20 protein-coding genes and 1 pseudogene are annotated in these 23,953 nt (G+C 42.3%); 16 read left to right on the top strand and 5 right to left on the bottom strand.

Annotated elements, in window-relative coordinates; translation table 11 throughout:
* Window positions 1-3 precede the first annotated feature (3 nt).
* The 12 genes from B7700_RS01715 to B7700_RS01655 all read left to right on the top strand — a co-directional run bounded on the left by B7700_RS01715 (window position 4) and on the right by B7700_RS01655 (window position 13,164).
* On the top strand, window positions 4-408 hold the full coding sequence (locus B7700_RS01715; RefSeq protein ID WP_084886714.1) for a YbgA family protein: 405 nt from the start codon (window positions 4-6) through the stop codon (window positions 406-408).
* Complete coding sequence (locus tag B7700_RS01710; RefSeq protein ID WP_084886712.1) at window positions 392-757, top strand: TIGR02328 family protein; 366 nt, start codon at window positions 392-394, stop codon at window positions 755-757. Before B7700_RS01715 ends, B7700_RS01710 begins: the two co-directional genes overlap by 17 nt.
* A 182-nt stretch (window positions 758-939) precedes the next feature.
* Complete coding sequence (locus B7700_RS01705; RefSeq protein WP_142358591.1) at window positions 940-1,233, top strand: helix-turn-helix domain-containing protein; 294 nt, start codon at window positions 940-942, stop codon at window positions 1,231-1,233.
* Window positions 1,234-1,556: 323 nt separating this feature from the next.
* Window positions 1,557-3,806 carry a 5-methyltetrahydropteroyltriglutamate--homocysteine S-methyltransferase gene (metE, locus tag B7700_RS01700; RefSeq protein ID WP_084886710.1) on the top strand — a complete coding sequence of 750 codons (2,250 nt, stop codon included), beginning with the start codon at window positions 1,557-1,559 and terminating at the stop codon, window positions 3,804-3,806.
* 102 nt (window positions 3,807-3,908) lie between these two features.
* The gene (metF, locus tag B7700_RS01695) at window positions 3,909-4,775 is read left to right on the top strand and encodes a methylenetetrahydrofolate reductase [NAD(P)H] (RefSeq protein WP_000089955.1); all 867 of its coding nucleotides are present in this window, start codon (window positions 3,909-3,911) and stop codon (window positions 4,773-4,775) included.
* Window positions 4,776-5,501: 726 nt separating this feature from the next.
* Window positions 5,502-7,715: a polyribonucleotide nucleotidyltransferase gene (gene pnp, locus B7700_RS01690; RefSeq protein WP_084886709.1), complete on the top strand. Its 2,214-nt coding sequence runs from the start codon at window positions 5,502-5,504 to the stop codon at window positions 7,713-7,715.
* Between the two features lie 15 nt (window positions 7,716-7,730).
* The gene (gene cysE, locus B7700_RS01685) at window positions 7,731-8,348 is read left to right on the top strand and encodes a serine O-acetyltransferase (RefSeq protein WP_084886707.1); all 618 of its coding nucleotides are present in this window, start codon (window positions 7,731-7,733) and stop codon (window positions 8,346-8,348) included.
* A gap of 11 nt (window positions 8,349-8,359) precedes the next feature.
* Window positions 8,360-9,244 (top strand): GNAT family N-acetyltransferase, encoded by an 885-nt coding sequence (locus B7700_RS01680; protein WP_084886705.1) that lies wholly within the window; start codon window positions 8,360-8,362, stop codon window positions 9,242-9,244.
* 81 nt (window positions 9,245-9,325) lie between these two features.
* On the top strand, window positions 9,326-10,669 hold the full coding sequence (gene cysS, locus B7700_RS01670; protein WP_084886703.1) for a cysteine--tRNA ligase: 1,344 nt from the start codon (window positions 9,326-9,328) through the stop codon (window positions 10,667-10,669).
* Window positions 10,662-11,048 (top strand): Mini-ribonuclease 3, encoded by a 387-nt coding sequence (locus tag B7700_RS01665; protein ID WP_070528982.1) that lies wholly within the window; start codon window positions 10,662-10,664, stop codon window positions 11,046-11,048. Before cysS ends, B7700_RS01665 begins: the two co-directional genes overlap by 8 nt.
* A 3-nt stretch (window positions 11,049-11,051) precedes the next feature.
* Window positions 11,052-11,921 carry a helix-turn-helix domain-containing protein gene (locus tag B7700_RS01660; protein WP_084886701.1) on the top strand — a complete coding sequence of 290 codons (870 nt, stop codon included), beginning with the start codon at window positions 11,052-11,054 and terminating at the stop codon, window positions 11,919-11,921.
* Window positions 11,922-12,033: 112 nt separating this feature from the next.
* Window positions 12,034-13,164 carry an ABC transporter ATP-binding protein gene (locus B7700_RS01655; RefSeq protein WP_000229952.1) on the top strand — a complete coding sequence of 377 codons (1,131 nt, stop codon included), beginning with the start codon at window positions 12,034-12,036 and terminating at the stop codon, window positions 13,162-13,164.
* Window positions 13,165-13,259: 95 nt separating this feature from the next.
* Here B7700_RS01655 and B7700_RS01650 read toward each other — a convergent pair.
* From B7700_RS01650 to B7700_RS01625, 5 genes and pseudogenes are all read right to left on the bottom strand, one after another.
* Window positions 13,260-14,449: pseudogene (locus tag B7700_RS01650) on the bottom strand (ferredoxin reductase family protein).
* A 144-nt stretch (window positions 14,450-14,593) separates the two neighbouring features.
* A complete protein-coding gene (locus B7700_RS01640; protein ID WP_000443882.1) occupies window positions 14,594-15,253 on the bottom strand; it encodes an amino acid ABC transporter permease in 660 nt (219 codons plus the stop codon).
* Between the two features lie 9 nt (window positions 15,254-15,262).
* Window positions 15,263-15,940: an amino acid ABC transporter permease gene (locus B7700_RS01635; protein ID WP_084886699.1), complete on the bottom strand. Its 678-nt coding sequence runs from the start codon at window positions 15,938-15,940 to the stop codon at window positions 15,263-15,265.
* Window positions 15,941-15,952: 12 nt separating this feature from the next.
* Window positions 15,953-16,747, bottom strand: a complete 795-nt coding sequence (locus B7700_RS01630) for a transporter substrate-binding domain-containing protein (RefSeq protein ID WP_084886697.1) — start codon at window positions 16,745-16,747, stop codon at window positions 15,953-15,955.
* A gap of 10 nt (window positions 16,748-16,757) precedes the next feature.
* On the bottom strand, window positions 16,758-17,516 hold the full coding sequence (locus tag B7700_RS01625) for an amino acid ABC transporter ATP-binding protein (RefSeq protein WP_084886695.1): 759 nt from the start codon (window positions 17,514-17,516) through the stop codon (window positions 16,758-16,760).
* A 176-nt stretch (window positions 17,517-17,692) separates the two neighbouring features.
* Between B7700_RS01625 and recJ the strand changes: the two genes are divergently transcribed.
* From recJ to B7700_RS01605, 4 genes are all read left to right on the top strand, one after another.
* Complete coding sequence (gene recJ, locus B7700_RS01620; protein WP_192855643.1) at window positions 17,693-19,915, top strand: single-stranded-DNA-specific exonuclease RecJ; 2,223 nt, start codon at window positions 17,693-17,695, stop codon at window positions 19,913-19,915.
* 173 nt (window positions 19,916-20,088) lie between these two features.
* A complete protein-coding gene (locus tag B7700_RS01615; RefSeq protein WP_084886691.1) occupies window positions 20,089-21,750 on the top strand; it encodes a ribonuclease J in 1,662 nt (553 codons plus the stop codon).
* Window positions 21,751-21,816: 66 nt separating this feature from the next.
* On the top strand, window positions 21,817-22,596 hold the full coding sequence (locus tag B7700_RS01610; protein WP_084886690.1) for an alpha/beta hydrolase: 780 nt from the start codon (window positions 21,817-21,819) through the stop codon (window positions 22,594-22,596).
* A 133-nt stretch (window positions 22,597-22,729) separates the two neighbouring features.
* Entirely contained in the window at window positions 22,730-23,950 is a 1,221-nt protein-coding gene (locus B7700_RS01605) for a peptidoglycan bridge formation alanyltransferase MurM (protein ID WP_084886688.1), read from the top strand.
* The last annotated feature ends 3 nt before the right edge of the window (window positions 23,951-23,953 follow it).

Raw genomic sequence — 23,953 nt, 5'->3', positions numbered from 1 at the left:
AATATGGAAACTAACAACCAACGTGCCCTTTGCCAGCAACTCTGGGCGAGAAACAAATACCTCGTTTTGAGTCATTCTAGCAATATTTACAATGATATTCGTCAATATCTCAAGAATGAAGAGGTGGAGGTGAGTATGGTTCAAGAGATGATTGACCGTGCCTGCCAGATTCCAGAACACAGGGGTCAGGTTTGTAATGCCTTTCAGCATATTTGGGGCTATTTTAAAAAGAAAGCGACAGATGCTGAGCGCAAGGACTATATGCTCCTGCTGGATCGCTACCGCTTTGGTCAGGCTTCTAAGGAAGATGTGATTGCTAAGACTCGAGACTTGCTTGATCGTTATCCCAATACCTACTTGCAACATTCGACTTTATTGAAAGGGGACTCCCATGAGACTTTGGCATGAGGCTTTGATTTCACAACTTCCTCGTCCTCAACTCTTGGGTCAACATCGAGAGTGTTGCGCCCTGCGTGGCAATGGCTGGGGCAGAAAGCATGCAACGGTGGACTATGTCTTTACTCAGTCGCCCTATCGTCTCTATGCCTATCATGACTTGATCATGAAGGAAATGGCTGACCGTGGATATAATGTCAGTCCAGAGTGGCTGGATAAAAACTATCGTGGTAAGACTTGCTCTCCTTATCAAGATTTAGCAGAGGGAAAGTTGACTAGTCCTATTTACAGCGAACATGACGCTACCTACTATGAGGAGTGTCTGGCTAATCTCCGAGAGAAGGGGATTGAGCTGGAATAATAGTAAGGATTGTCTTCGATTTGTAACTCTTTCCGTAATTTTTTCGAATAATAAAGATGATACCTTTGGAATTTTTCTAAGGTCTTCTTTTTATGAGTGTTCAGATTTACTTTTAATAACTTTTGAGTTATAATTAAAAATCAAGCGTGAACTGAAGGACTTAAAAGAAAGAGAGGTAAGTGATGAAGAATAGTGCTATTGGTAGCAATTGGAAGGATGTCCGGTCAGAACTCTTTACCAAGGAGGAACTACTTGGAAGTGATATGCGAGTAGCTATCATGAGCGAGTTGATTGAAGCCAGACATAAGCAAGGAATCAATCAGAAAAAGCTGGAAGAACTTAGTGGAGTAAGCCAGCCTGTCATAGCTAGGATGGAAACAGGCAAGACTAGCCCCCAGTTGGATACGGTATTGAAAGTTTTAGCCAGTTTAGGAAAGACACTAGCAGTCGTCCCCCTCGAACAGAGAAAGAGTTGATGGGAAGAAGTTGGAAAACTTTAACAAATTTAACAGTTATAGTGCCTCAAGTGTATAATATAGAAAAATCAACTTATAGTCTTTTCTAATAACAAGCCATAGTCACTTATAAGAATTACTAATAACGCGTTTGAACCGTCTAACTGAAATAAAGCTATAAAACAAGCTACACAAAGGATTTGAGACATTTGTCCTAGGTCTTTTTCTTTTGTCTAAAACGGAGATATAGTTTCAAACTATATCAAAGCCTAATTTTTTACAATTATACAGATGATTTCTTTTCTGTTAAGATAGTTTCAACAACAAATTTTGGAGGACACATCATGTCAACTACAATCATCGGTTTCCCTCGTTTGGGAGAATTCCGCGAATTAAAATTTACAACTGAAAAATACTTTAGAAAAGAAATCTCAGAAGAAGAACTCTTGGCAGCCGCAAAAGACTTGCGTGCTAAACACTGGAACATTGTCAAAGAAAAAGGCATCACTGAAATCCCATCAAATGACTTTTCTCACTATGACAACTTCCTAGATGCAGCTTTCCTTTTCAACGTGGTACCTGCTTCAGTTCAAAACTTGGAATTGTCTGACCTTGAGCGCTACTTCGCTTTGGGTCGTGGTTACCAAGGAGAAAAAGGAGACGTTCGCGCCCTTCCAATGAAGAAATGGTTCAATACCAACTACCACTACATCGTTCCTAAATTTGAAAAAGACACTCAAGTCAAACTTGCAGGTCACAAAATCTTTGATGAGTTCCAAGAAGCAAAAGAACTTGGTCTCAACACTCGTCCTGTTCTTGTAGGTCCATTCACTTTCCTTCAATTGTCAGACTTTGAAGAAGGCGTGAAAGCAGAAGACTTCGTAGACAGCTTAGTGGCTGCTTACCAAGAAGTTTTTGCTAAATTGGCAGAACTTGGTGCGACTCGTATCCAATTGGATGAAGCTGCTCTTGTAAAAGACTTGACAGCTGAAGAAAAAGCTCTCTTCTTGAACCTTTACAATAAACTTTTGGCTGACAAAAAAGGTCTTGAAGTCTTGCTTCAAACTTACTTCGGTGACGTTCGTGACGTTTACGCTGACCTTGTGAAATTGCCAGTAGATGCTATCGGTCTTGATTTCGTTGAAGGTAAGAAAACTCTTGAACTTGTTAAAGGTGGTTTCCCAGCTGATAAGACTCTTTATGCAGGTATTGTCAATGGTAAAAACATCTGGCGCAACAATTACGAAAAGAGCTTGGCTGTTCTTGAGCAAATCCCAGCTGAAAACATTGTCTTGACAAGCTCATGCTCACTTCTTCATGTGCCATTTACAACTGCTAATGAAGAATTTGAACCAGCAATCTTGAACCACTTTGCCTTTGCAGTTGAAAAATTGGATGAGATTCGTGATTTGGATGCTATCCGCAATGGTCAAGGTGAAGAAGCACTTGCAGCTAACAAAGAACTCTTTGCGACTGAGCGTGTTGGTGTTAATGCTGAACTTCGTGCGCGTATCGCTGGCTTGACGGACGCAGACTACACTCGTTTGCCAGCCTTTGCAGAACGTGAAGCTATCCAAGAAGAAGCATTCAAACTTCCAGCTCTTCCAACAACAACTATCGGTTCATTCCCTCAAACTAAAGAAGTTCGTGCTAAACGTTTGGCTTACCGTAAAGGTGAATTGTCTCAAGAAGAGTATGACGCTTTCCTTGCTGAAACGATCGATGAATGGATCAAATGGCAAGAAGATATTGACTTTGATGTCCTTGTTCACGGTGAATTTGAGCGTAACGACATGGTTGAGTACTTCGGTCAAAACTTGTCAGGTTACCTCTTCTCTAAAAATGGTTGGGTACAATCATACGGTATGCGTGGAGTTAAACCACCAATCATCTGGGGTGATGTAACTCGTCTTAACCCTATTACTGTTAAATGGTCTAGCTATGCACAAAGCCGTACAAACAAACCTGTTAAAGGTATGTTGACTGGACCAGTAACTATTCTCAACTGGTCATTCCCACGTGAAGACATCTCTATCAAGGATTCTACTCTTCAAATCGCCCTTGCTATCAAGGATGAAGTACTTGACCTTGAAGCTGCTGGTGTGAAAATCATTCAAATCGACGAGGCTGCTCTTCGTGAAAAATTGCCACTCCGTCGTAGTGACTGGTACGAAGACTACCTTGACTGGGCAATTCCTGCCTTCCGCTTGGTGCACTCAACAGTAGCGCCAGACACACAAATCCACACTCACATGTGTTACTCAGAATTTACAGATATCATCCCAGCTATCGACAACATGGATGCGGACGTTATCTCATTTGAGGCAAGCCGTTCAAACCTTGAAATCTTGGACGAACTCAAAGCGAAAAACTTCCAAACAGAAGTGGGACCTGGGGTTTACGATATCCACTCACCTCGTGTGCCAAATGAAGGCGAAATCGACCACACAATCGAAGCCATCCTTGCTAAAGTGCCAAGCAAGAAAGTTTGGATCAACCCTGACTGTGGTTTGAAAACACGTGGTATTCCAGAAACAAAAGAAAGCTTGATCCGCCTTGTTGAAGCAGCTAAAGCTGCGCGTGAGAAATTGTAGGATAGGATTTCTCTAGAAGCGCTGTTTGGTCAATCTGCCTGTTTCACTTGGATTCTAGGAATCCAGCTAACGAAAAAAATCAACTAGAAAAGGATAAGGACTATGTCACGCCAAACACCGTCACTCTCATTTGAAGTGTTTCCTCCAAACCCAGCAGTAGGCAACGATAAGATTATTGCTGCTCTTCAAAATATGCAGGAGTTGGCACCTCACTTTATCAGTGTAACTGCCAGCAATAATAAATTTAATATCAAGGAAACGACGGTTCGTTTGGCTGACTTTATCCAAAATGACTTGACGATTCCGACTATTGCCCACTTGCCAGCCATCTATTTGACTAAGGACAAGGTGGCTGAAACCATTGCTGACTTGGACAAGGTTGGGGTACAGAAAATCTTGGCTTTGCGTGGGGATATTATCCCTGATGTGGAGCCGCAAAAGGATTTCCGCTATGCAACTGACTTGATTGAGTTCATCAAGGAACAAGCCCCTCACTTTGATATTGTTGGTGCTTGTTATCCAGAAGGCCATCCAGATTCACCAAATCAGATTTCAGATATTCAAAATCTTAAGAAGAAAGTGGATGCAGGTTGTTCGAGCCTTGTAACCCAGCTTTTCTTTGACAATGAGCGCTTCTATGATTTCCAAGACAAATGTACTTTGGCTGGGATTGATATTCCCATTCATGCAGGGATTATGCCAATTCTGAATCGAAATCAGGCTCTCCGTCTCTTGAAGACTTGTGAGAATATCCATCTTCCACGCAAATTTAAAGCCATCTTAGACAAGTATGAGCATGACCCTGAGTCGCTCAGAGCAGCAGGACTTGCCTATGCCGTGGACCAAATCGTGGACTTGGTAACTCAGGATGTTGCCGGTGTGCATCTCTACACCATGAACAATGCTGAAACAGCAAAATACATTCATCAAGCAACCCATGCCTTGTTTAATCATCAGTCTCTAGGATAATAAAAAGCAAACCATTCTTCTCAGCTGAGGGGAATGGTTCCTTTTTAATGGTAAAGACCGCACTTTTTAAGAAAAATATGATAAAATAGACTCTGTACGTACTTGATACAAAGATGAGGGTATTTAGGTTGTAGAAGTTTGTTTAAAGTTGATTATTTTTTAAACAAAATCTGATAATGTGTGTCTCAGAAAACACGAACGGAGTGAGTATTTAAAAGATATTTCACGCTATCGTGGTATCCTAGAGAATAACTCTGTTATTTTCTAGGACGGAATTTTTGAGAGTAAAATAGTTCGGGAAACTATTTTAGCCTGAGCATAGAGATGAAAAGGCGAAGTAATTAAAAATTACCATTGAAATTCCATTGGATTTCTAAAATCATCCACTGGATAATTTTACCTCCCGTCCGCACTATTTCAGGGAAATATCAAAAAGATACTTAATTGAATTTTGGTCTCATTTCTTAGGAAAAAAGATAAGCTTCCTAGCACTTATCGAGTGCAAAGTCACCTTCCTATTTTTCTACAGAAATGTTCGGCAAGCCGAATCGTCCAAAATATCTTGATTAATTGAACACGCCTACAACTCTGTGGAAAAAGATAAATCTGCCTAGGAGCAGTCGCTCCGTCGTTAGATTTCCTATTTTCCTTTGAGTTGCTTGACGGCTTAGTATCTTGATCTTTGTAGGCAAGGCGTATAATTTCATCAATCCAAAGGGGATTAAAATGACAAAACAAGTGTTTCAAACGACTTTTGCGGGTCGTGAGTTAATTGTAGAGACTGGTCAGGTTGCTAAGCAGGCAAATGGCTCTGTTGTTGTACGTTACGGTGAGTCAACTGTCTTGACTGCAGCCGTTATGTCTAAGAAAATGGCAACTGGGGATTTCTTCCCACTTCAAGTCAACTACGAAGAAAAAATGTATGCGGCTGGGAAGTTTCCTGGTGGCTTTATGAAGCGTGAAGGACGTCCTTCAACAGATGCGACTTTGACAGCGCGTTTGATTGACCGTCCAATCCGTCCTATGTTTGCGGAAGGTTTCCGTAACGAAGTCCAAGTCATCAACACCGTGCTTTCTTATGATGAAAATGCTTCTGCACCAATGGCTGCTATGTTTGGTTCATCCTTGGCACTTTCCATTTCAGATATTCCATTTGACGGTCCAATTGCTGGGGTACAGGTGGGTTATGTAGATGGTCAAATCATCATCAACCCTACGCAAGAACAAGCAGAGCAATCTCTCCTTGAATTGACAGTAGCTGGTACCAAGCACGCCATCAACATGGTAGAGTCTGGTGCTAAAGAATTATCAGAAGAAATCATGCTGGAAGCGCTCCTTAAAGGGCACGAAGCAGTCAAAGAATTGATTGCCTTCCAAGAAGAAATCGTTGCAGCAGTCGGTAAAGAAAAAGCAGAAGTGGAATTGCTTCATGTGGACGCTGACTTGCAAGCTGAAATCATCGCAGCCTACAACAGTGACCTCCAAAAAGCGGTCCAAGTAGAAGAAAAATTGGCTCGTGAAGCTGCAACTCAAGCAGTTAAGGACCAAGTTATTTCCGTTTACGAAGAAAAATATGCGGACCATGAAGAATTTGACCGTATCATGCGAGATGTGGCTGAAATCTTGGAACAAATGGAACACGCTGAAGTGCGCCGTTTGATCACAGAAGATAAGGTACGTCCTGACGGTCGTAAGGTTGATGAAATCCGTCCTTTGGATGCGGTTGTTGACTTCCTTCCTCGTGTGCACGGCTCTGGTCTCTTCACTCGTGGACAAACTCAGGCTCTTTCAGTCTTGACTTTGGCCCCAATGGGAGAAACTCAAATCATCGATGGTTTGGATCCAGAGTACAAGAAACGCTTTATGCACCATTATAACTTCCCACAATACTCTGTAGGGGAAACTGGTCGTTACGGTGCGCCAGGTCGTCGTGAAATCGGTCACGGTGCTCTCGGTGAGCGTGCCCTTGCTCAAGTCTTGCCAAGCTTGGAGGAATTTCCATACGCTATCCGTTTGGTAGCAGAAGTCTTGGAATCAAATGGTTCTTCATCTCAAGCTTCTATCTGTGCGGGAACTCTTGCCCTTATGGCTGGTGGTGTGCCAATCAAGGCGCCAGTAGCAGGGATTGCCATGGGTCTTATTTCAGATGGAAACAACTATACAGTATTGACAGATATCCAAGGTTTGGAAGATCACTTTGGAGATATGGACTTTAAGGTTGCAGGTACTCGTGACGGGATTACAGCCCTACAAATGGATATCAAGATTCAAGGGATCACTGCAGAAATCTTGACTGAAGCCCTTGCCCAAGCCAAGAAAGCTCGTTTTGAAATCCTTGATGTGATTGAAACAACCATTCCAGAAGTTCGTCCAGAATTGGCTCCAACTGCTCCGAAAATTGATACCATCAAGATTGATGTGGACAAGATTAAGATTGTCATCGGTAAGGGTGGAGAAACCATCGACAAGATTATCGCCGAAACAGGTGTTAAGATTGATATCGATGAAGAAGGAAATGTGTCTATCTACTCTAGCGACCAAGATGCTATTAACCGTGCTAAAGAAATTATTGCTGGTTTGGTCCGTGAAGCTAAGGTGGACGAAGTTTACCGTGCTAAAGTCGTTCGTATCGAGAAATTTGGTGCCTTTGTTAACCTCTTTGATAAGACAGATGCCCTTGTTCATATCTCGGAGATGGCTTGGACGCGTACCAATAATGTCGAAGACTTAGTAGCAATCGGTGATGAAGTTGATGTTAAGATTATCAAAATTGATGAAAAAGGACGTGTGGATGCTTCTATGAAAGCCCTTCTTCCTCGTCCTCCAAAACCTGAACGTGATGAAAAAGGCGAAAAGTCTGAGAAACCTCACCGCCCACGTCATCACAAGGACCACAAACCTAAGAAAGAATTTACAGAAACACCAAAAGATTCAGAATAAGAAAAGGAGAAATGTATGGGATGGTGGCGCGAAACCATTGATATCGTAAAAGAAAATGATCCAGCGGCCCGCACCACTTTGGAGGTTTTGCTGACTTATCCAGGTGTCAAGGCCTTGGCGGCCCACCGTCTTTCGCATTTTCTCTGGAAGCATGGCTTCAAACTCCTGGCTCGTATGCACAGTCAGTTTTGGCGCTTTTGGACTCAGATTGAGATTCATCCAGGCGCCCAGATTGATTCAGGTGTCTTTATCGACCATGGCTCTGGTTTGGTGATTGGGGAAACAGCGATCGTTGAAAAAGGTGTTCTCCTTTATCACGGAGTGACTCTTGGTGGGACTGGTAAGGATGTTGGCAAACGCCATCCGACCGTTCGTCAGGGTGCCCTTATATCAGCACATGCCCAAGTTATTGGTCCTGTAGAAATTGGTGCAAATGCCAAGGTCGGTGCTGCAGCAGTTGTCGTAGCAGATGTACCTAGTGATGTGACGGTTGTCGGTATTCCGGCCAAGATTGTCCGAGTTCATGGACAGAAGGATGAACCGACGATCCACGAAGTCGAAGAAAAACGAGAGTACTACGTCAATAAACTCGAGCAGGCTAAAGATGTAAGTCACAGATCGTCTGGTTTGTAGAGGATACCTATATGATTCAAGCAAGAAACAAGTTAAGCCAAGAGGAGTTATCTGAGGCGAAAAAACTAATTAACTGTTGCCAAAACTATGACGGTACCTATCGTGATCCCTATCTTTCTAACATGCTTAATTTTGACCCAAACATGCCCGCCTTTTTCCTTTATTATGAAAAAGGCGAACTTGTTGGTCTCTTAACTGTCTATGCTGATGACCAAGATGTGGAGGTGACGATACTGGTTCATCCAGATCATCGCCGTCAGGGAATTGCGCGTGCATTGTTTACTAGTTTTGAGAGAGAAACAGTTTCTTTTTCTATTCGATCAGTCACTTTTCAGACAGAGCGTGTTTTTCTAGACCGCCATCCTGATTTTGTTAGCAACTGGGGATTGGTCGAGGATGAAGAGACAGAAACCTGGTTAGGTAAGGATAGAAAACCTTATCAGTTAGCAAATGTTTCTAATCTTGAAGTTTTGTTAGCAGATAGTTCGTATCAGGAGCAAATTAGTCAGTTAAAATTTCAGGCATTCTCAGAGGAACATGAGTCTAGAGAGATTGTGGATAGATATGTCGCTGAAGCTCTGAAGGATCCAGAAAGTCGCTTATATATTTTGTTAAAAGACGGTCAGGTTATTGGAACTTGCACGGTAGATTTATCGACTAATACGAATTACTTCTACGGTTTAGCAATATCTGAACCTGAACGTGGGAAAGGCTATGGAAGCTACTTAGCAAAATCACTTGTCAACCAACTAATTGAGCAAAATGATAAGAAATTTCAGATTGCAGTAGAAGATAGCAATGTAGGTGCCAAACGTTTGTATGAAAAAATTGGCTTTGTCAAACAGACTCAGGTGGTTTATCTGAATGAGAAAGGAGCAAGGGATTCCGAAGTGTAGAGACATTCGGACTGAAATTCAATTGAACTCTCAGTGATGAGACTAACTGTTCTTGGATTTTAGCTTTCCTGATTATGATTTATGATTAAAATCTATGACACTATGTCTCGTGATTTGCGAGAATTTGTCCCGATTGAGGACGGCAAAGTTAAGATGTATGTTTGTGGGCCAACGGTGTATAACTATATCCACGTGGGGAATGCCCGCTCAACAGTAGCTTTTGATACGGTTCGTCGCTATTTTGAGTACCGTGGGTACGAGGTTGCCTATATTTCCAATTTTACGGATGTGGATGATAAGATTATCAACCGTGCCAAGGAAGAGGGTATCACACCTCAGGAGGTTGCGGACAAGTATATCGCTGCCTTTCGTGAGGATGTGACGGCCTTGGGTGTCAAACCTGCGACTCGCCATCCGCGTGTGGTGGAGTTTATGGATGACATTATTCGCTTTGTGGAAGACTTAATTGAAAAAGGTTTTGCTTATGAGAGCCAAGGGGATGTCTATTTCAGTGTGGAAAAATCCCACAACTATGCCAAATTGGCCAATAAAACCTTGGAAGACTTGGAGCTAGGTGCTTCAGGTCGTACCGATGAAGAAACGGCTCGTAAGGAAAATCCTGTAGACTTTGCCCTCTGGAAATCTGCCAAATCAGGCGAGATTTCTTGGGACAGTCCTTGGGGATCTGGTCGTCCGGGATGGCACATCGAGTGTTCGGTCATGTCAACAGAGATTTTGGGCGATACCATTGATATCCACGGTGGTGGAGCCGACTTAGAGTTTCCACATCACACCAATGAAATTGCCCAGTCAGAAGCCAAAACAGGCAAGACCTTTGCCAACTACTGGATGCACAATGGCTTTGTCAATATCGACAATGTCAAGATGTCCAAGTCCTTGGGCAACTTTATTACCGTACATGATGCCCTTAAAACCCTCGATGGGCAAGTACTTCGTTTCTTCTTTGCGACTCAACATTACCGTAAGCCTATCAACTTTACGGAAAAGGCAGTGCGTGATGCAGAGACTAATCTCAAGTATCTAAAGAACACTTACGAACAACCATTTTCTGGGATTGTAGATGCTCAAGAGTTACAGGCTTTTAAAGACAAGTTTATAGCAGCTATGGATGAGGATTTCAACGCTGCCAATGGAATCACAGTAGTCTTTGAAATGGCCAAATGGATCAATTCCGGCAACTATGATGCAAGTGTCAAGCAAGCTCTTGCGGATATGTTGGAAGTCTTTGGAATTGTCTTTGTTGAGGAAGTTTTGGACGCTGAGATCGAATCCTTGATTCAAAAACGCCAAGAAGCGCGTGCCAATCGTGACTTTGCGACAGCGGACCAGATCCGTGACCAATTGGCTGATCAAGGGATTAAGCTCCTTGACACCAAAGATGGAGTGAGGTGGACGCGTGATTGATGTCAATCTCATTAACGGGATTGCGTTAGCTTTTGAGGGGGACGCGGTGTATTCTATGTATATTCGCCGTCACCTCATCCTCAAAGGTATGACCAAGCCCAATAAACTCCACCAAGAGGCGACCAAGTATGTCTCAGCCAAGGCTCAGGCTCACCTGATTTCTCTTATGTTAGAGGAGCAAGTCTTAACGGAAAAAGAAGAAGAAATCTACAAACGTGGTCGCAATACCAATAGTCACACCAAGGCCAAAAATGCTGATGTGGTGACTTACCGTATGTCCACAGGTTTTGAAGCAGTCATGGGCTATCTCCATATGACTGAAAATCTGGAACGTCTTGAGAGCTTGATTTCGTGGTGCATCCAAAAAGTGGAGGGCTAGGACATGATGGCAAAAGAATTACAAGACTGGTTTCCTGAGGCTCAGATTTCAGACCAACCAGCAGAGAAAGAGGGCTATCTCACTCTCCCTTTAGCTTCTCAGCAGTGGATTTTGCTTGAGGAAACTGGCCTCAGTGAGCGTGAAAAGCAGTTAGTTGCCCTTTTGACCCAGCAGGAGCAGGCTCGTTCGCTCAATCCTTGGTATTCTTATCTGGTTGAGGGCAAGGGACAAGCACCGCAAGCTTTCAAAAAGATTCAGTTGGTTTATTGTCATCTTTCCTATTTTCAGCAGGAAAATCTATCCTCTTGGCTAGATATGATGCGGACTCTATTTCCTAACTGTCAGACAGTGCTTCAGGTAGGAGCTCAGGATTATGTTTTCGTACTTCAACAAGATAAATACACTTCTGTACGAGCTATTTTAAGTGATACGATTGAAGCGGTTGAGTATGACTTTGGACTTCGTCTGTCAATCATGTTGGGCCAGGTTTGGTCTCAGACAGGACATCAAGCCCTATCAGACTTAATCAAAGCAGAGCGCGATTTGTTTAAGACTTGGTGGCGTCATGGTCACCAAGGTGTTCATACTTTTTCTCAGCTCTATCTTTGGAGTATAGGAGAAAGACTCGTGGACTTGAAGGCAATCAAGGAATGTCTACATCAGATGATTTTGGATCAAGATCAGATTCAGGAAATCATTCTCTCTCTTTGGGAAAATAGTGCTGTTCTCACTAAAACAGCCCAGCAACTCTATCTGCACCGCAATTCTCTCCAATACAAGATTGATAAATGGGAAGAGTTGACAGGGCTTCAGTTGAAAGAATTGACTGACTTGACCCTGTGTTATCAATTGATTTTACCAGATATTCTCTAAAGTTTTGTGCAAGTTGCACAGAACTTTTTTATTTTTTTGGTCACCTTGCCATAGAAATGTAAAGCGTTTTCATCTATAATAAAACTATCAAAAGACAAAAGGAGTTCACCTCATGGTAGAATTGAATCTTAAAAACATTTACAAAAAATATCCAAACAGCGAACACTATTCAGTTGAAGACTTCAACTTGGACATCAAAGACAAAGAATTTATCGTTTTCGTAGGTCCTTCAGGATGTGGTAAATCAACAACTCTTCGTATGATTGCTGGTCTTGAAGACATCACAGAAGGTACTGCATCTATCGATGGCGTGGTTGTCAACGACGTAGCTCCAAAAGACCGTGACATCGCCATGGTATTCCAAAACTACGCTCTTTACCCACACATGACTGTTTATGACAACATGGCTTTCGGTTTGAAATTGCGTAAATACAGCAAAGAAGACATCGACAAACGTGTACAAGAAGCAGCTGAAATCCTTGGATTGAAAGAATTTTTGGAACGTAAACCAGCTGACCTTTCAGGTGGTCAACGTCAGCGTGTTGCTATGGGGCGTGCTATCGTCCGTGATGCAAAAGTATTCTTGATGGATGAACCTTTGTCAAACTTGGATGCCAAACTTCGTGTATCTATGCGTGCTGAAATCGCTAAAATCCACCGTCGTATCGGAGCTACAACTATCTACGTAACTCACGACCAAACAGAAGCGATGACACTTGCAGACCGTATCGTTATCATGTCAGCAACTAAGAACCCTGCTGGTACAGGTACTATCGGACGTGTAGAACAAATCGGTACTCCTCAAGAAGTTTACAAAAACCCAGTTAACAAATTCGTAGCAGGATTCATCGGAAGCCCAGCTATGAACTTCATCAACGTGAAATTGGTTGGTAGCGAAATTGTTTCTGACGGTTTCCGTTTGAAAGTTCCAGAAGGAGCATTGAAAGTTCTTCGTGAAAAAGGCTACGAAGGTAAAGAATTGATCTTCGGTATCCGTCCAGAAGACGTGAATGCAGAACCTGCTTTCCTTGAAACATTCCCAGAATCAGTTGTCAAAGCTACTATCTCTGTATCAGAATTGCTTGGTTCAGAATCTCACCTTTACTGCCAAGTTGGTAAAGATGAATTTGTTGCTAAAGTTGACGCTCGTGACTACTTGCAAACAGGTGCAACAGTTGAACTTGGATTTGACTTGAACAAAGCACACTTCTTCGATGTAGAAACTGAAAAAACAGTTTACTAAGATAAATAAAACTCAAAACACTGCTAGAAATCTGGCAGTGTTTTTTGAGATTGCGTAGAAAAAACTCCTGGGAAATTCCAGGAGAGTATGAGTGGTTATTTAAACTTGAATCCTTCGTAAATAAGCTCTGTTTTTGGATTTTGTTTCTTAATCTGTTTGGCAAGTGACTTCATCATAGAAAGAGGACCACACATATAGACGCTCGCATGTTCGGGCACTTCTTCTTGCTCAAAATTAAGATAGCCGTCTTTCCTACTGTCTACTAGATGGAGTTCAAAATTAGGATTTTTCTGAGCATAGTCACGGAGCAAATCTAGATAGACTGCATTTTCATCTTCACGGAAGCTATAGTAGAAGTGAACCTGTTTATCTAAAATAGGATGTTCACGGATGTAAGAGATGAAGGGGGTGATCCCAATACCTCCAGCAATCCAAACCTGATTTTCTCGTCCTTCTTCTATAATCATGTGTCCGTAAGCTCTGTCAACGGTTACTTTGCTACCGACTTGAAGATTGTCATAGATATTCTTGGTAGGGTCACCTGAATTTTTGACAGTAAAGTAAAGCGTTTGACCATGACCTCCTGAGATAGAAAAGGGATGCGGAGCACTTTCAAAACCTTCTTGAAAAATCTTTAGGAAGGCAAATTGTCCTGATTGATAGTTGAAAGGTCTGCTAAGATGGATTTGAATTTCTCTAGTATCGTGATTTAAGCGTTTGAGATTGGTAATTTTCCCTAGATAGGGGAAGGAAATCTTTTGATAAAGGAAGATGATGTAAAAACCAGCTAGTAAGCCTAAAAGGGCATAGCTACCAACAAGAAAACTTAGGAGGTTAAATGTGAGAAGGCGATTGCCCATCATCATGTAGACATGAAAGAGTCCGAAAATATAAGCTAGATAAACCAGACGGTGAATCCATCGCCAAGCTTCGTATTGGATGTATTTGCCTAAATAGGCGACAAGGATGATACTGACAAAATATAGATGGCAAGGTTGCCAAACTGAGCAGCTAAACGAGAGCCCCACAAACCGCCCATACTAAAGTTATGAAAGATTAGTAGGATGATGGAGAGAAAGGCTGTGAATTTGTGGACGGTGTAGACCTTCTTCAAACCGTGAAACCAGTTTTCTAGTAGTGGGAGATGAGTGGCTAGAATAAAAGTCAGAGATAGGCTTGTTAAAGCTAGTCCTGGAATCATGAATTGGGTAGAAGTGTTCATCCAAGTCAAAATAGTCAAGACAAAACTAGCTATGATAAAGAGTAGTCCTTTGAGTGATTTCATAAAAAATTCCATTTCATTAAGATTTTGATTTGTTGTAAATAAATTTGTTACATTTTATCATAGAAAAAGTATGGTGTCAAATTGAGGTCTATAAATATCTACTCTCATCAAAAAAACTCTCCAATTTAACTGGAGAGTGGTTGTTTATTCTGCAGCTTGTTGCCAACGTTTTGCTAGCATATGAGATAGGCTCGAAATTGCTAGGTTGAAGCTGAAGTAGATGAGGGCAATCAGGATATAAAGACTAAACACTTGCTCTGGTTCGAAATAACGGCCCATGAGAATTTGGCTGGCTCCAAAGAGTTCTTGTAGGGCGATAACAGAGTAGAGGAGGCTGGTATCCTTAATCACGGTTACAAACTGAGAAATGATGGCTGGCAGCATTTTACGGATTGCTTGTGGGAGAATGATGTGGTAGAGGATTTGGGCTGATGTAAATCCTTGTGACATTCCTGCTTCGTACTGGCCTTTGTCCACGGCATTGAGACCGCCTCGGATAATCTCAGCCAAGGCTGCTGATGTAAAGAGGGTAAAGGCAGTGATTCCTGCTGGTGTGGATTTCATCTTGAACACTAAAAAGATAGTGAAAATCCAGAGGAGGTTGGGAACGTTACGCACAAATTCGATGTAAATGCTGGAAATGATGCGCAAGATAGGATTTTTCCCATTTCTCATGACTGCTAGAACTGTACCGATAAGTGTAGCGAGGACGATGGCAATCAGAGAAATGTAGAGGGTCAAGCCAAATCCTTTAAAGATAAAGACTAGGTTATCTGGGGTCAAAACTTCTAAAATGGATTCCATAGTAACCTCCTAAAGTGAATAGGCTTTTTTATTGGCTTGCTCCATTTTGCGACCAAACTGGGCAACAGGAAAGCAAAGAGAAAAGTAGAGAAGGGCAGCTCCTAAAAATGCTGGAATGTAGTTTCCGTTAAGTGCTGACCAAGACTTGGTCACAAACATCAAGTCCACTCCAGAGATGATAGCGACGGTGGAGGTGTTTTTGATGAGGTTGACGATTTGGTTGGTCAAAGGAGGAAGAATGATACGAAAGGCCTGAGGCAAGATAATCAAGCGCATGGCACTGATAAAGGTAAAACCTTGCGACAAGGCGGCCTCCATCTGACCACTAGGAATAGACTGAATACCTGAGCGAATAACCTCAGCGATATAGGCGCCGTGATAGAGACCCACGCAGAGAACAGCTGTCCAATAAATCGGAATCATGATGGTATGGTCACTGATAAGAGGTAGACCATAAAAAACGATAACAAACTGCACCAAGAGGGGAGTGTTTTGGTAAAACTCCACAAAGATGCGAGCTAAAATGCGCAAAATCGGACGTTTACTGGTTGACATGGCTCCAAAGAAGATGCCCAAAACCATGGCTAGGATAAAGGATCCGATAGCTAGGGCAAGAGTGAAGAGGAAACCATTGAAAAATTGTCCAAAATCCTGAAAATAGGCAGTCCAAGATGATAAATCTGTCATGGGGTGTCCTCCTTAATCTGCAGTATGGCTGGATGGTTTCAGCTTGTAACGGTCATAGAGTTTTTGCAAACTGCCATCCTTGTTCCATTTGGTGACCAAGTTATCGAGATAGTCGTTGAGCTCGGTATTTGATTTCTTGGTGACGATACCGTAGTCAGATGGCTTGAAACTATCATCTAGTAGTTCTGTGCGCTTGCTGATGTAGCCAGACAGAATCGAGCGGTCAACGGAAAAGGCATCGATACGATGAGCGTGTAGGGAAGTAATCAATTCTGGGTAGGAACCAAGTTCGACGAATTTAAAGGTCAGGCCTTTCTTTTTACCCAGTTCAGTAATCAGGCGCTGAGTAATGGAACCTTGGGCAACTCCGATGGTTTTGCCATTTAGGTCCTCAATCTTTTTGATTTTGGCAGATTTATTGACCAAAAAGCCAGAAGCGTCGGTGTAGTAGGGGCTGGTGAAGTTGTAGAGTTTTTTGCGTTCGTCTGTGATGGTAAAGGTCGCGATATCCATATCGACCTGTTCATTGTCTAGGAGTGGTCCACGGGTTTGTGCGGTAACAGGCACATAGCGAACCTTGACCTTGAGCTCATCTGCTACCATCTTGGCCAAGTCGGTTTCGATACCAGAATAGGTTCCTGTCTTGGGATTCTTGTAACCGAAATTGGGAACATCTTGTTTCACACCGACAACCAGCTCGCCTCTCTTTTGAATGTCTGCGACACTGGTATCAGCCTGAACTGGTTTTGCAGTAGCAAGGCCGAAAAGGCTAATCAGTAATGCTGATAAAAAGAATTTCTTTTTCATAGGCGCCTCCTTATTTGACTTTGTCACTTTCGTGGTTGATAATTTTGCTGAGGAATTGTTGGGCACGAGGTTCGCTTGGATTGTCGAAAAAGTCATCGACATCTGTCGTATCTACCAAAACTTCTCCGTCAGCCATAAAGATGATGCGATCGGCAACTTCACGAGCAAAACCCATTTCATGGGTAACGATAATCATATTCATACCATCGTGGGCCAATTTTTGCATAACTGCCAGAACATCACCGATGGTTTCAGGGTCTAGGGCAGATGTTGGTTCATCAAAGAGAAGGAGTTCTGGATGCATAGCGAGTCCACGTGCAATGGCAATCCGTTGCTTTTGTCCACCAGACAGCATAGCTGGATATGAATCTTTCTTGTCCCACATATTTACAAATTCCAGATATTTTTGGGCTGTTTTTTCAGCTTCTTTTTTATCAATTCCTAGAACTTTTATAGGTGCAAGTGTTACGTTTTCTAACACTGTTTTATGCGGATAGAGGTTAAAATGTTGGAAAACCATGCCGACTTCCTTGCGAAGAGGTACCAAATCTTTCTGGCTGGCACCAGCAACTTGGCGACCATTTACTAGAAGGCTTCCCTTGTCAACAGGCTCTAAACCATTGATGGTGCGGATAAGAGTGGATTTCCCAGAACCAGATGGTCCGAGTAGGACAACGACTTGTCCTTTTTCAAAACGGAGATTGATGTCGCGGAGTGCGTGGTAGTCTCCGTAATATTTTTCGACGTGTTCAAATTCTACTAAAGCCATAAGGAATCTCCTTTGTGTTAGATTTTATAACATGATTCTACACCAAAAGAATTGGCTTGTCAAATCATATCTGAAAAAATTCACTAAAATTTTATAAAAAAGCAATCTGGATAGAGAAAACGTCTAAATCGTGTTATAATGAAGCAAGAGAATTCTTAGAAAGAGTGGATGTCTTTTTGATAACACCTACTTATGAATGGCAGTTTGCCCCGCAGGTAGAAGATGCGGATTTTACAAAAATAGCCAAGAAGGCTGGACTGGGTCCTGAGGTGGCTCGCTTATTGTTTGAAAGAGGGGTTCAGGACCAAGAAAGTCTAAAGAAGTTTTTAGAACCTTCCTTGGAGGACTTGCATGACCCTTATCTGCTCCATGATATGGACAAGGCAGTGGCTCGGATTCGTCAGGCCATTGAAGAAGGGGAAAATATTCTCGTTTATGGAGACTATGATGCGGATGGTATGACTTCAGCTTCGATTGTGAAGGAAAGTTTGGAACAGCTTGGTGCCGAGTGCCGTGTTTACCTGCCTAATCGTTTTACTGATGGATATGGTCCCAATGCCAGTGTTTATAAATACTTTATCGAGCAAGAAGGAATTTCCTTGATAGTGACAGTGGATAATGGGGTTGCCGGTCATGAAGCCATTGAATTGGCCCAGTCTATGGGAGTAGATGTCATTGTGACTGACCACCATTCCATGCCTGAAACTCTGCCCGATGCCTATGCTATCGTTCATCCTGAGCATCCGGATGCGGACTATCCTTTCAAATATTTGGCTGGTTGTGGAGTGGCCTTCAAGCTGGCTTGTGCCCTTTTAGAAGAAGTGCAAGTGGAACTACTGGATTTGGTTGCTATCGGAACCATTGCCGATATGGTGAGTTTGACGGATGAAAATCGTATCTTGGTTCAATATGGTCTAGAAATGTTGGGGCATACTCAGCGCATAGGTCTACAAGAAATGTTGGATATGGCTGGGATTGCTGCCAACGAAGTAACAGAAGAAACGGTTGGTTTTCAGATTGCCCCTCGTTTGAATGCCTTGGGCCGCTTGGATGATCCCAATCCTGCCATTGATTTGTTGACTGGATTTGACGACGAGGAAGCTCACGAGATTGCCCTCATGATTCACCAGAAAAACGAAGAGCGCAAGGAAATCGTCCAGTCTATCTATGAAGAAGCTAAGACCATGGTGGACCCTGAGAAGAAGGTCCAAGTCTTGGCCAAGGAAGGCTGGAATCCTGGGGTTCTAGGAATCGTGGCTGGTCGTTTGTTGGAAGAACTAGGGCAGACAGTCATCGTTCTCAATATAGAGGACGGTCGTGCAAAGGGTAGTGCTCGTAGTGTGGAAGCGGTCGATATTTTTGAGGCGCTGGATCCCCATCGAGACCTCTTTATCGCCTTTGGTGGCCATGCTGGCGCAGCAGGAATGACGCTGGAAGTGGAGAAACTCTCAGATTTATCTCAGGTTTTGGAAGATTATGTCCGTGAAAAAGGAGCAGATGCTGCTGGCAAGAACAAGTTAAATCTAGATGAAGAGCTAGATTTGGAGACACTTAGCTTGGAAACGGTCAAAAGTTTTGAACGTTTGGCACCTTTTGGCATGGACAATCAGAAACCTATCTTTTATATCAAGGATTTTCAGGTCGAAAGTGCCCGTACTATGGGGGCAGGTAATGCCCATCTCAAGCTGAAAATTTCTAAAGGCGAGGCGAGTTTTGAGGTAGTGGCCTTTGGCCAAGGGAAAAGGGCGACTGAATTCTCACAGACCAAGCAATTGGAATTGGCAGTGACTCTCTCTGTCAACCAATGGAATGGCCAAACTGCCCTGCAGCTGATGATGGTGGATGCGCGTGTGGAGGGTGTTCAACTTTTTAATATCCGTGGGAAGAATGCAGTCTTGCCAGAAGGAGTTCCAGTCTTGGATTTTGCTGGAGAACTGCCAAATCTGGCGGATAGTGAAGCTGTTATCGTAAAAACCGTTCCTGAGGATATTACTCAGCTGAAGACCATTTTTCAGGAACAGAATTTCTCTGCGGTCTATTTCAAAAATGATATTGACAAGGCCTACTATCTAACAGGTTATGGGACTAGAGAGCAGTTTGCCAAATTGTACAAGACCATCTACCAGTTTCCAGAGTTTGATATTCGCTACAAGCTGAAAGACTTGGCTGCTTATCTCAATATTCAACAAATCTTGCTAGTCAAGATGATTCAAGTATTTGAAGAGCTAGGCTTTGTGACGATCAAAGATGGGGTCATGACAGTGAATAAAGAGGCACCGAAGCGGGAAATCGGAGAAAGTCAGATTTACCAAAATCTCAAACAAACCGTTAAAGACCAAGAAATGATGGCGCTGGGTACCGTGCAAGAAATTTATAACTTTTTAATGGAAAAAGAATAGCAGATAGGAAAGAGTTGGGCAACCAGCTCTTTTTTGAAAATAAATCTTCATTTTGAAAATCATCAAAAAAATGGTATAATAGTAGGAAAAGATTCGGCTAAAAGTAATAGTGCTTTTAGAATAAAAGGGTAAGTAACCCTATAATCAAGATAAACTAAGATTTTGGAGGAAAAATGAGTAATATTAGTTTAACAACACTTGGTGGTGTACGTGAAAATGGGAAAAATATGTACATTGCTGAAATTGGAGAGTCCATTTTTGTTTTGAATGTAGGGTTAAAATATCCCGAAAATGAACAATTAGGGGTTGATGTGGTGATTCCAAAGATGGATTACCTTTTTGAAAATAGCGACCGTATTGCTGGGGTTTTCTTGACCCACGGGCATGCGGATGCCATTGGTGCTCTGCCTTATCTCTTGACAGAGGCTAAAGTTCCTGTATTTGGGTCTGAGTTGACCATTGAGTTGGCCAAACTCTTTGTCAAAGGAAATGATGCCGTTAAGGAATTTAATGATTTCCATGTCATTGATGAGAATACGGAGATTGATTTTGGTGGGACAGTGGTTTCCTTCTTCCCTACGACTTACTCCGTTCCAGAGAGCCTGGGAATTGTCTTGAAGACAGCTGAAGGTAGCATCGTTTATACAGGTGACTTCAAATTTGACCAGACAGCTAGTGAATCCTATGCGACAGACTTCGCTCGTTTGGCAGAAATCGGTCGTGACGGCGTCCTGGCTCTCCTCAGTGATTCGGCCAATGCGGACAGCAATATTCAGGTGGCTAGTGAAAGTGAAGTTAGGGATGAAATTACCCAAACCATTGCTGACTGGGAAGGTCGTATCATCGTTGCAGCTGTTTCCAGTAACCTTTCTCGTATCCAGCAGATTTTTGATGCTGCGGATAAAACAGGTCGACGTATTGTCTTGACAGGATTTGATATTGAAAATATCGTCCGCACAGCGATTCGTCTCAAGAAGTTGTCTTTAGCCAACGAAATTCTCTTGATTAAGCCGAAAGATATGTCTCGCTTTGAAGACCATGAGTTGATTATTCTTGAGACAGGTCGTATGGGTGAACCTATCAATGGACTTCGTAAGATGTCGATTGGTCGCCATCGTTATGTAGAAATCAAGGATGGGGACCTGGTCTATATTGCTACGGCTCCGTCTATTGCTAAAGAAGCCTTCGTTGCGCGTGTGGAAAACATGATTTACCAAGCTGGAGGGGTTGTCAAACTGATCACTCAAAGCTTGCGTGTGTCAGGGCACGGAAATGCGCGTGATTTGCAGTTGATGATCAATCTCTTGCAACCCAAGTATCTCTTCCCGATTCAAGGGGAATACCGTGAGTTAGATGCCCATGCTAAGGCTGCTATGGCAGTTGGGATGTTGCCAGAACGCATTTTTATCCCTAAAAAGGGGACCAGCATGGCTTATGAGAATGGGGACTTTGTCCCAGCTGGCGCGGTTTCGGCAGGGGATGTTTTGATTGACGGAAATGCCATCGGTGATGTTGGTAATGTGGTTCTTCGTGACCGTAAGGTCTTGTCAGAAGATGGAATTTTCATCGTCGCAATCACAGTTAACCGTCGTGAGAAGAAAATTGTAGCCAAGGCTCGTGTTCATACGCGTGGATTTGTTTATCTCAAGAAGAGCCGTGATATTCTCCGTGAAAGTTCAGAATTGATTAATCAGACGGTAGAAGACTATCTTCAAGGAGATGACTTTGACTGGGCAGATCTTAAAGGGAAGGTTCGTGATAATCTGACCAAGTATCTCTTTGATCAAACTAAGCGTCGTCCAGCTATTTTACCAGTAGTCATGGAAGCAAAATAAGCGATGAAATAAACGGAGAGAAAGTCGAATTTCGGCTTTTTCTTATAGAAAAATAGAGGAAAAATTATGGCAGTAATGAAAATCGAGTATTACTCACAAGTTTTGGATATGGAGTGGGGAGTGAATGTCCTCTATCCTGATGCTAATCGAGTGGAAGAACCAGATTGTAAAGACATTCCAGTCTTGTACCTCTTGCACGGGATGTCTGGTAATCATAATAGTTGGCTCAAGCGGACCAACGTAGAACGCTTACTCCGAGGAACCAATCTCATCGTTGTTATGCCCAATACCAGCAACGGTTGGTATACCGATACCCAATATGGTTTTGACTATTACACAGCTCTAGCAGAGGAATTGCCACAGGTTCTGAAACGCTTCTTCCCTAATATGACTAGCAAGCGTGAAAAGACCTTTATCGCTGGCCTCTCTATGGGAGGCTATGGCTGTTTCAAATTGGCTCTTGCTACAAATCGTTTTTCTCACGCAGCTAGCTTTTCAGGTGCTCTTAGTTTTCAAGATTTTTCTCCTGAGAGCCAAGATTTGGGAACACCAGCTTATTGGAGAGGTGTTTTTGGAGAGATTAAAGACTGGACAGCTAGTCCTTATTCTCTTGAAAGTCTGGCTAAAAAATCGGATAAAAAGACCAAACTTTGGGCTTGGTGTGGCGAGCAGGATTTCTTGTACGAAGCCAATAATCTCGCAGTGAAAAATCTCAAAAAACTGGGATTTGATGTGACCTATAGCCATAGTGCTGGAACTCACGAATGGTACTACTGGGAAAAACAATTGGAACGGTTCTTAGCAACCCTACCAATCGATTTCAAATTAGAAGAGAGATTAAGCTAGTTTAGTTTGTATTACTCTTTCAATAACCATGTCTTCTATGGAATAGAAACTAAAATATGTTTTTACTAGACTTTCTAAACAAAAATAGTAGAATAGTAGTTAAATTCTATTATTGTTGGAAAGAGAGTAAGAGATGTACCGTTATCAAATTGGCATTCCCGCATTAGAATATGATCAGTTTGTCAAAGACCATGAATTAGGCAATGTATTACAAAGTAGTGCTTGGGAAGAGGTTAAGTCTGATTGGCAACATGAAAAGTTTGGCGTCTACCGAGGAGATAAATTACTGGCTACAGCTAGTATTTTGATTAAAACTCTTCCTCTAGGCTATAGAATGTTTTATATCCCAAGAGGTCCTGTTTTAGATTATAAGGATGCTAAACTCCTGAACTTTGTTCTTCAATCCATTAAGTCCTATGCTCGAAGCAAGAGAGCGATTTTTGTGATTTTTGACCCAAGTATTTGCCTATCGCAAAGTTCAATCAAGCATGAAAAAATAGAATATCCTGAAAATATGGCTATTATTGAAAATTTGCAAAGAATGGGAGTAAGGTGGTCAGGAAAGACCGATGGAATGGGAGATACCATTCAGCCTCGTATTCAGGCAAAAGTATACAAGGAAAATTTTACAGAAGATAAACTTTGCAAGTCAACAAAACAAGCTATTCGATCCGCTCGAAATAAGGGTGTAGAGATTCAGATTGGTAGAGATGAATTGTTAGAATCTTTCTCGTTTTTGATGAAAAAAACTGAGAAGCGAAAAGATATCCATTTGAGGAATGAAGCCTATTATAAAAAATTGTTAGATAATTTTAAGGACAAGGCCTATATCACCTTGGCAACCTTGGATGTTTCTAAACGTTCGCAAGAATTAGAAGAACAGTTAGCGAAAAACAGAGCCTTGGAAGAGACCTTTACTGAGTCGACTCGAACTTCAAAAGTAGAAGCGCAGAAGAAGGAAAAAGAACGTTTGTTAGAGGAATTGACTTTCCTGCAGGAATATATGGATGCAGGTCAAGCAAGAGTTCCTTTAGCAGCTACCTTGACTTTAGAATTCGGACAAACTTCTGTCAATCTATACGCAGGAATGGATGAAGATTTTAGACGTTATAAAGCTCCTATTTTGACTTGGTATGAGACAGCTCGATATTCCTTTGAACGTGGCATTTTATGGCAAAATTTAGGAGGCGTCGAGAATGCTTTAGATGGTGGACTCTATCGTTTTAAAGCTAATTTTAATCCAACGATCGAAGAATACTTGGGTGAATTTACAATGCCTACCCATCCTCTCTATCCTCTGTTAAGACTTGCTCTTGATTTCCGTAAAACATTAAGAAAAAAACATAGAAAGTAAGTA

The sequence above is a fragment of the Streptococcus mitis genome, assembly GCF_002096755.1.
Classification (GTDB): Bacteria; Bacillota; Bacilli; order Lactobacillales; family Streptococcaceae; genus Streptococcus; species Streptococcus mitis_AC.
Note: the sequence above shows the minus strand (reverse complement) of the source record. Positions and strands in the feature narration are given on the sequence as shown.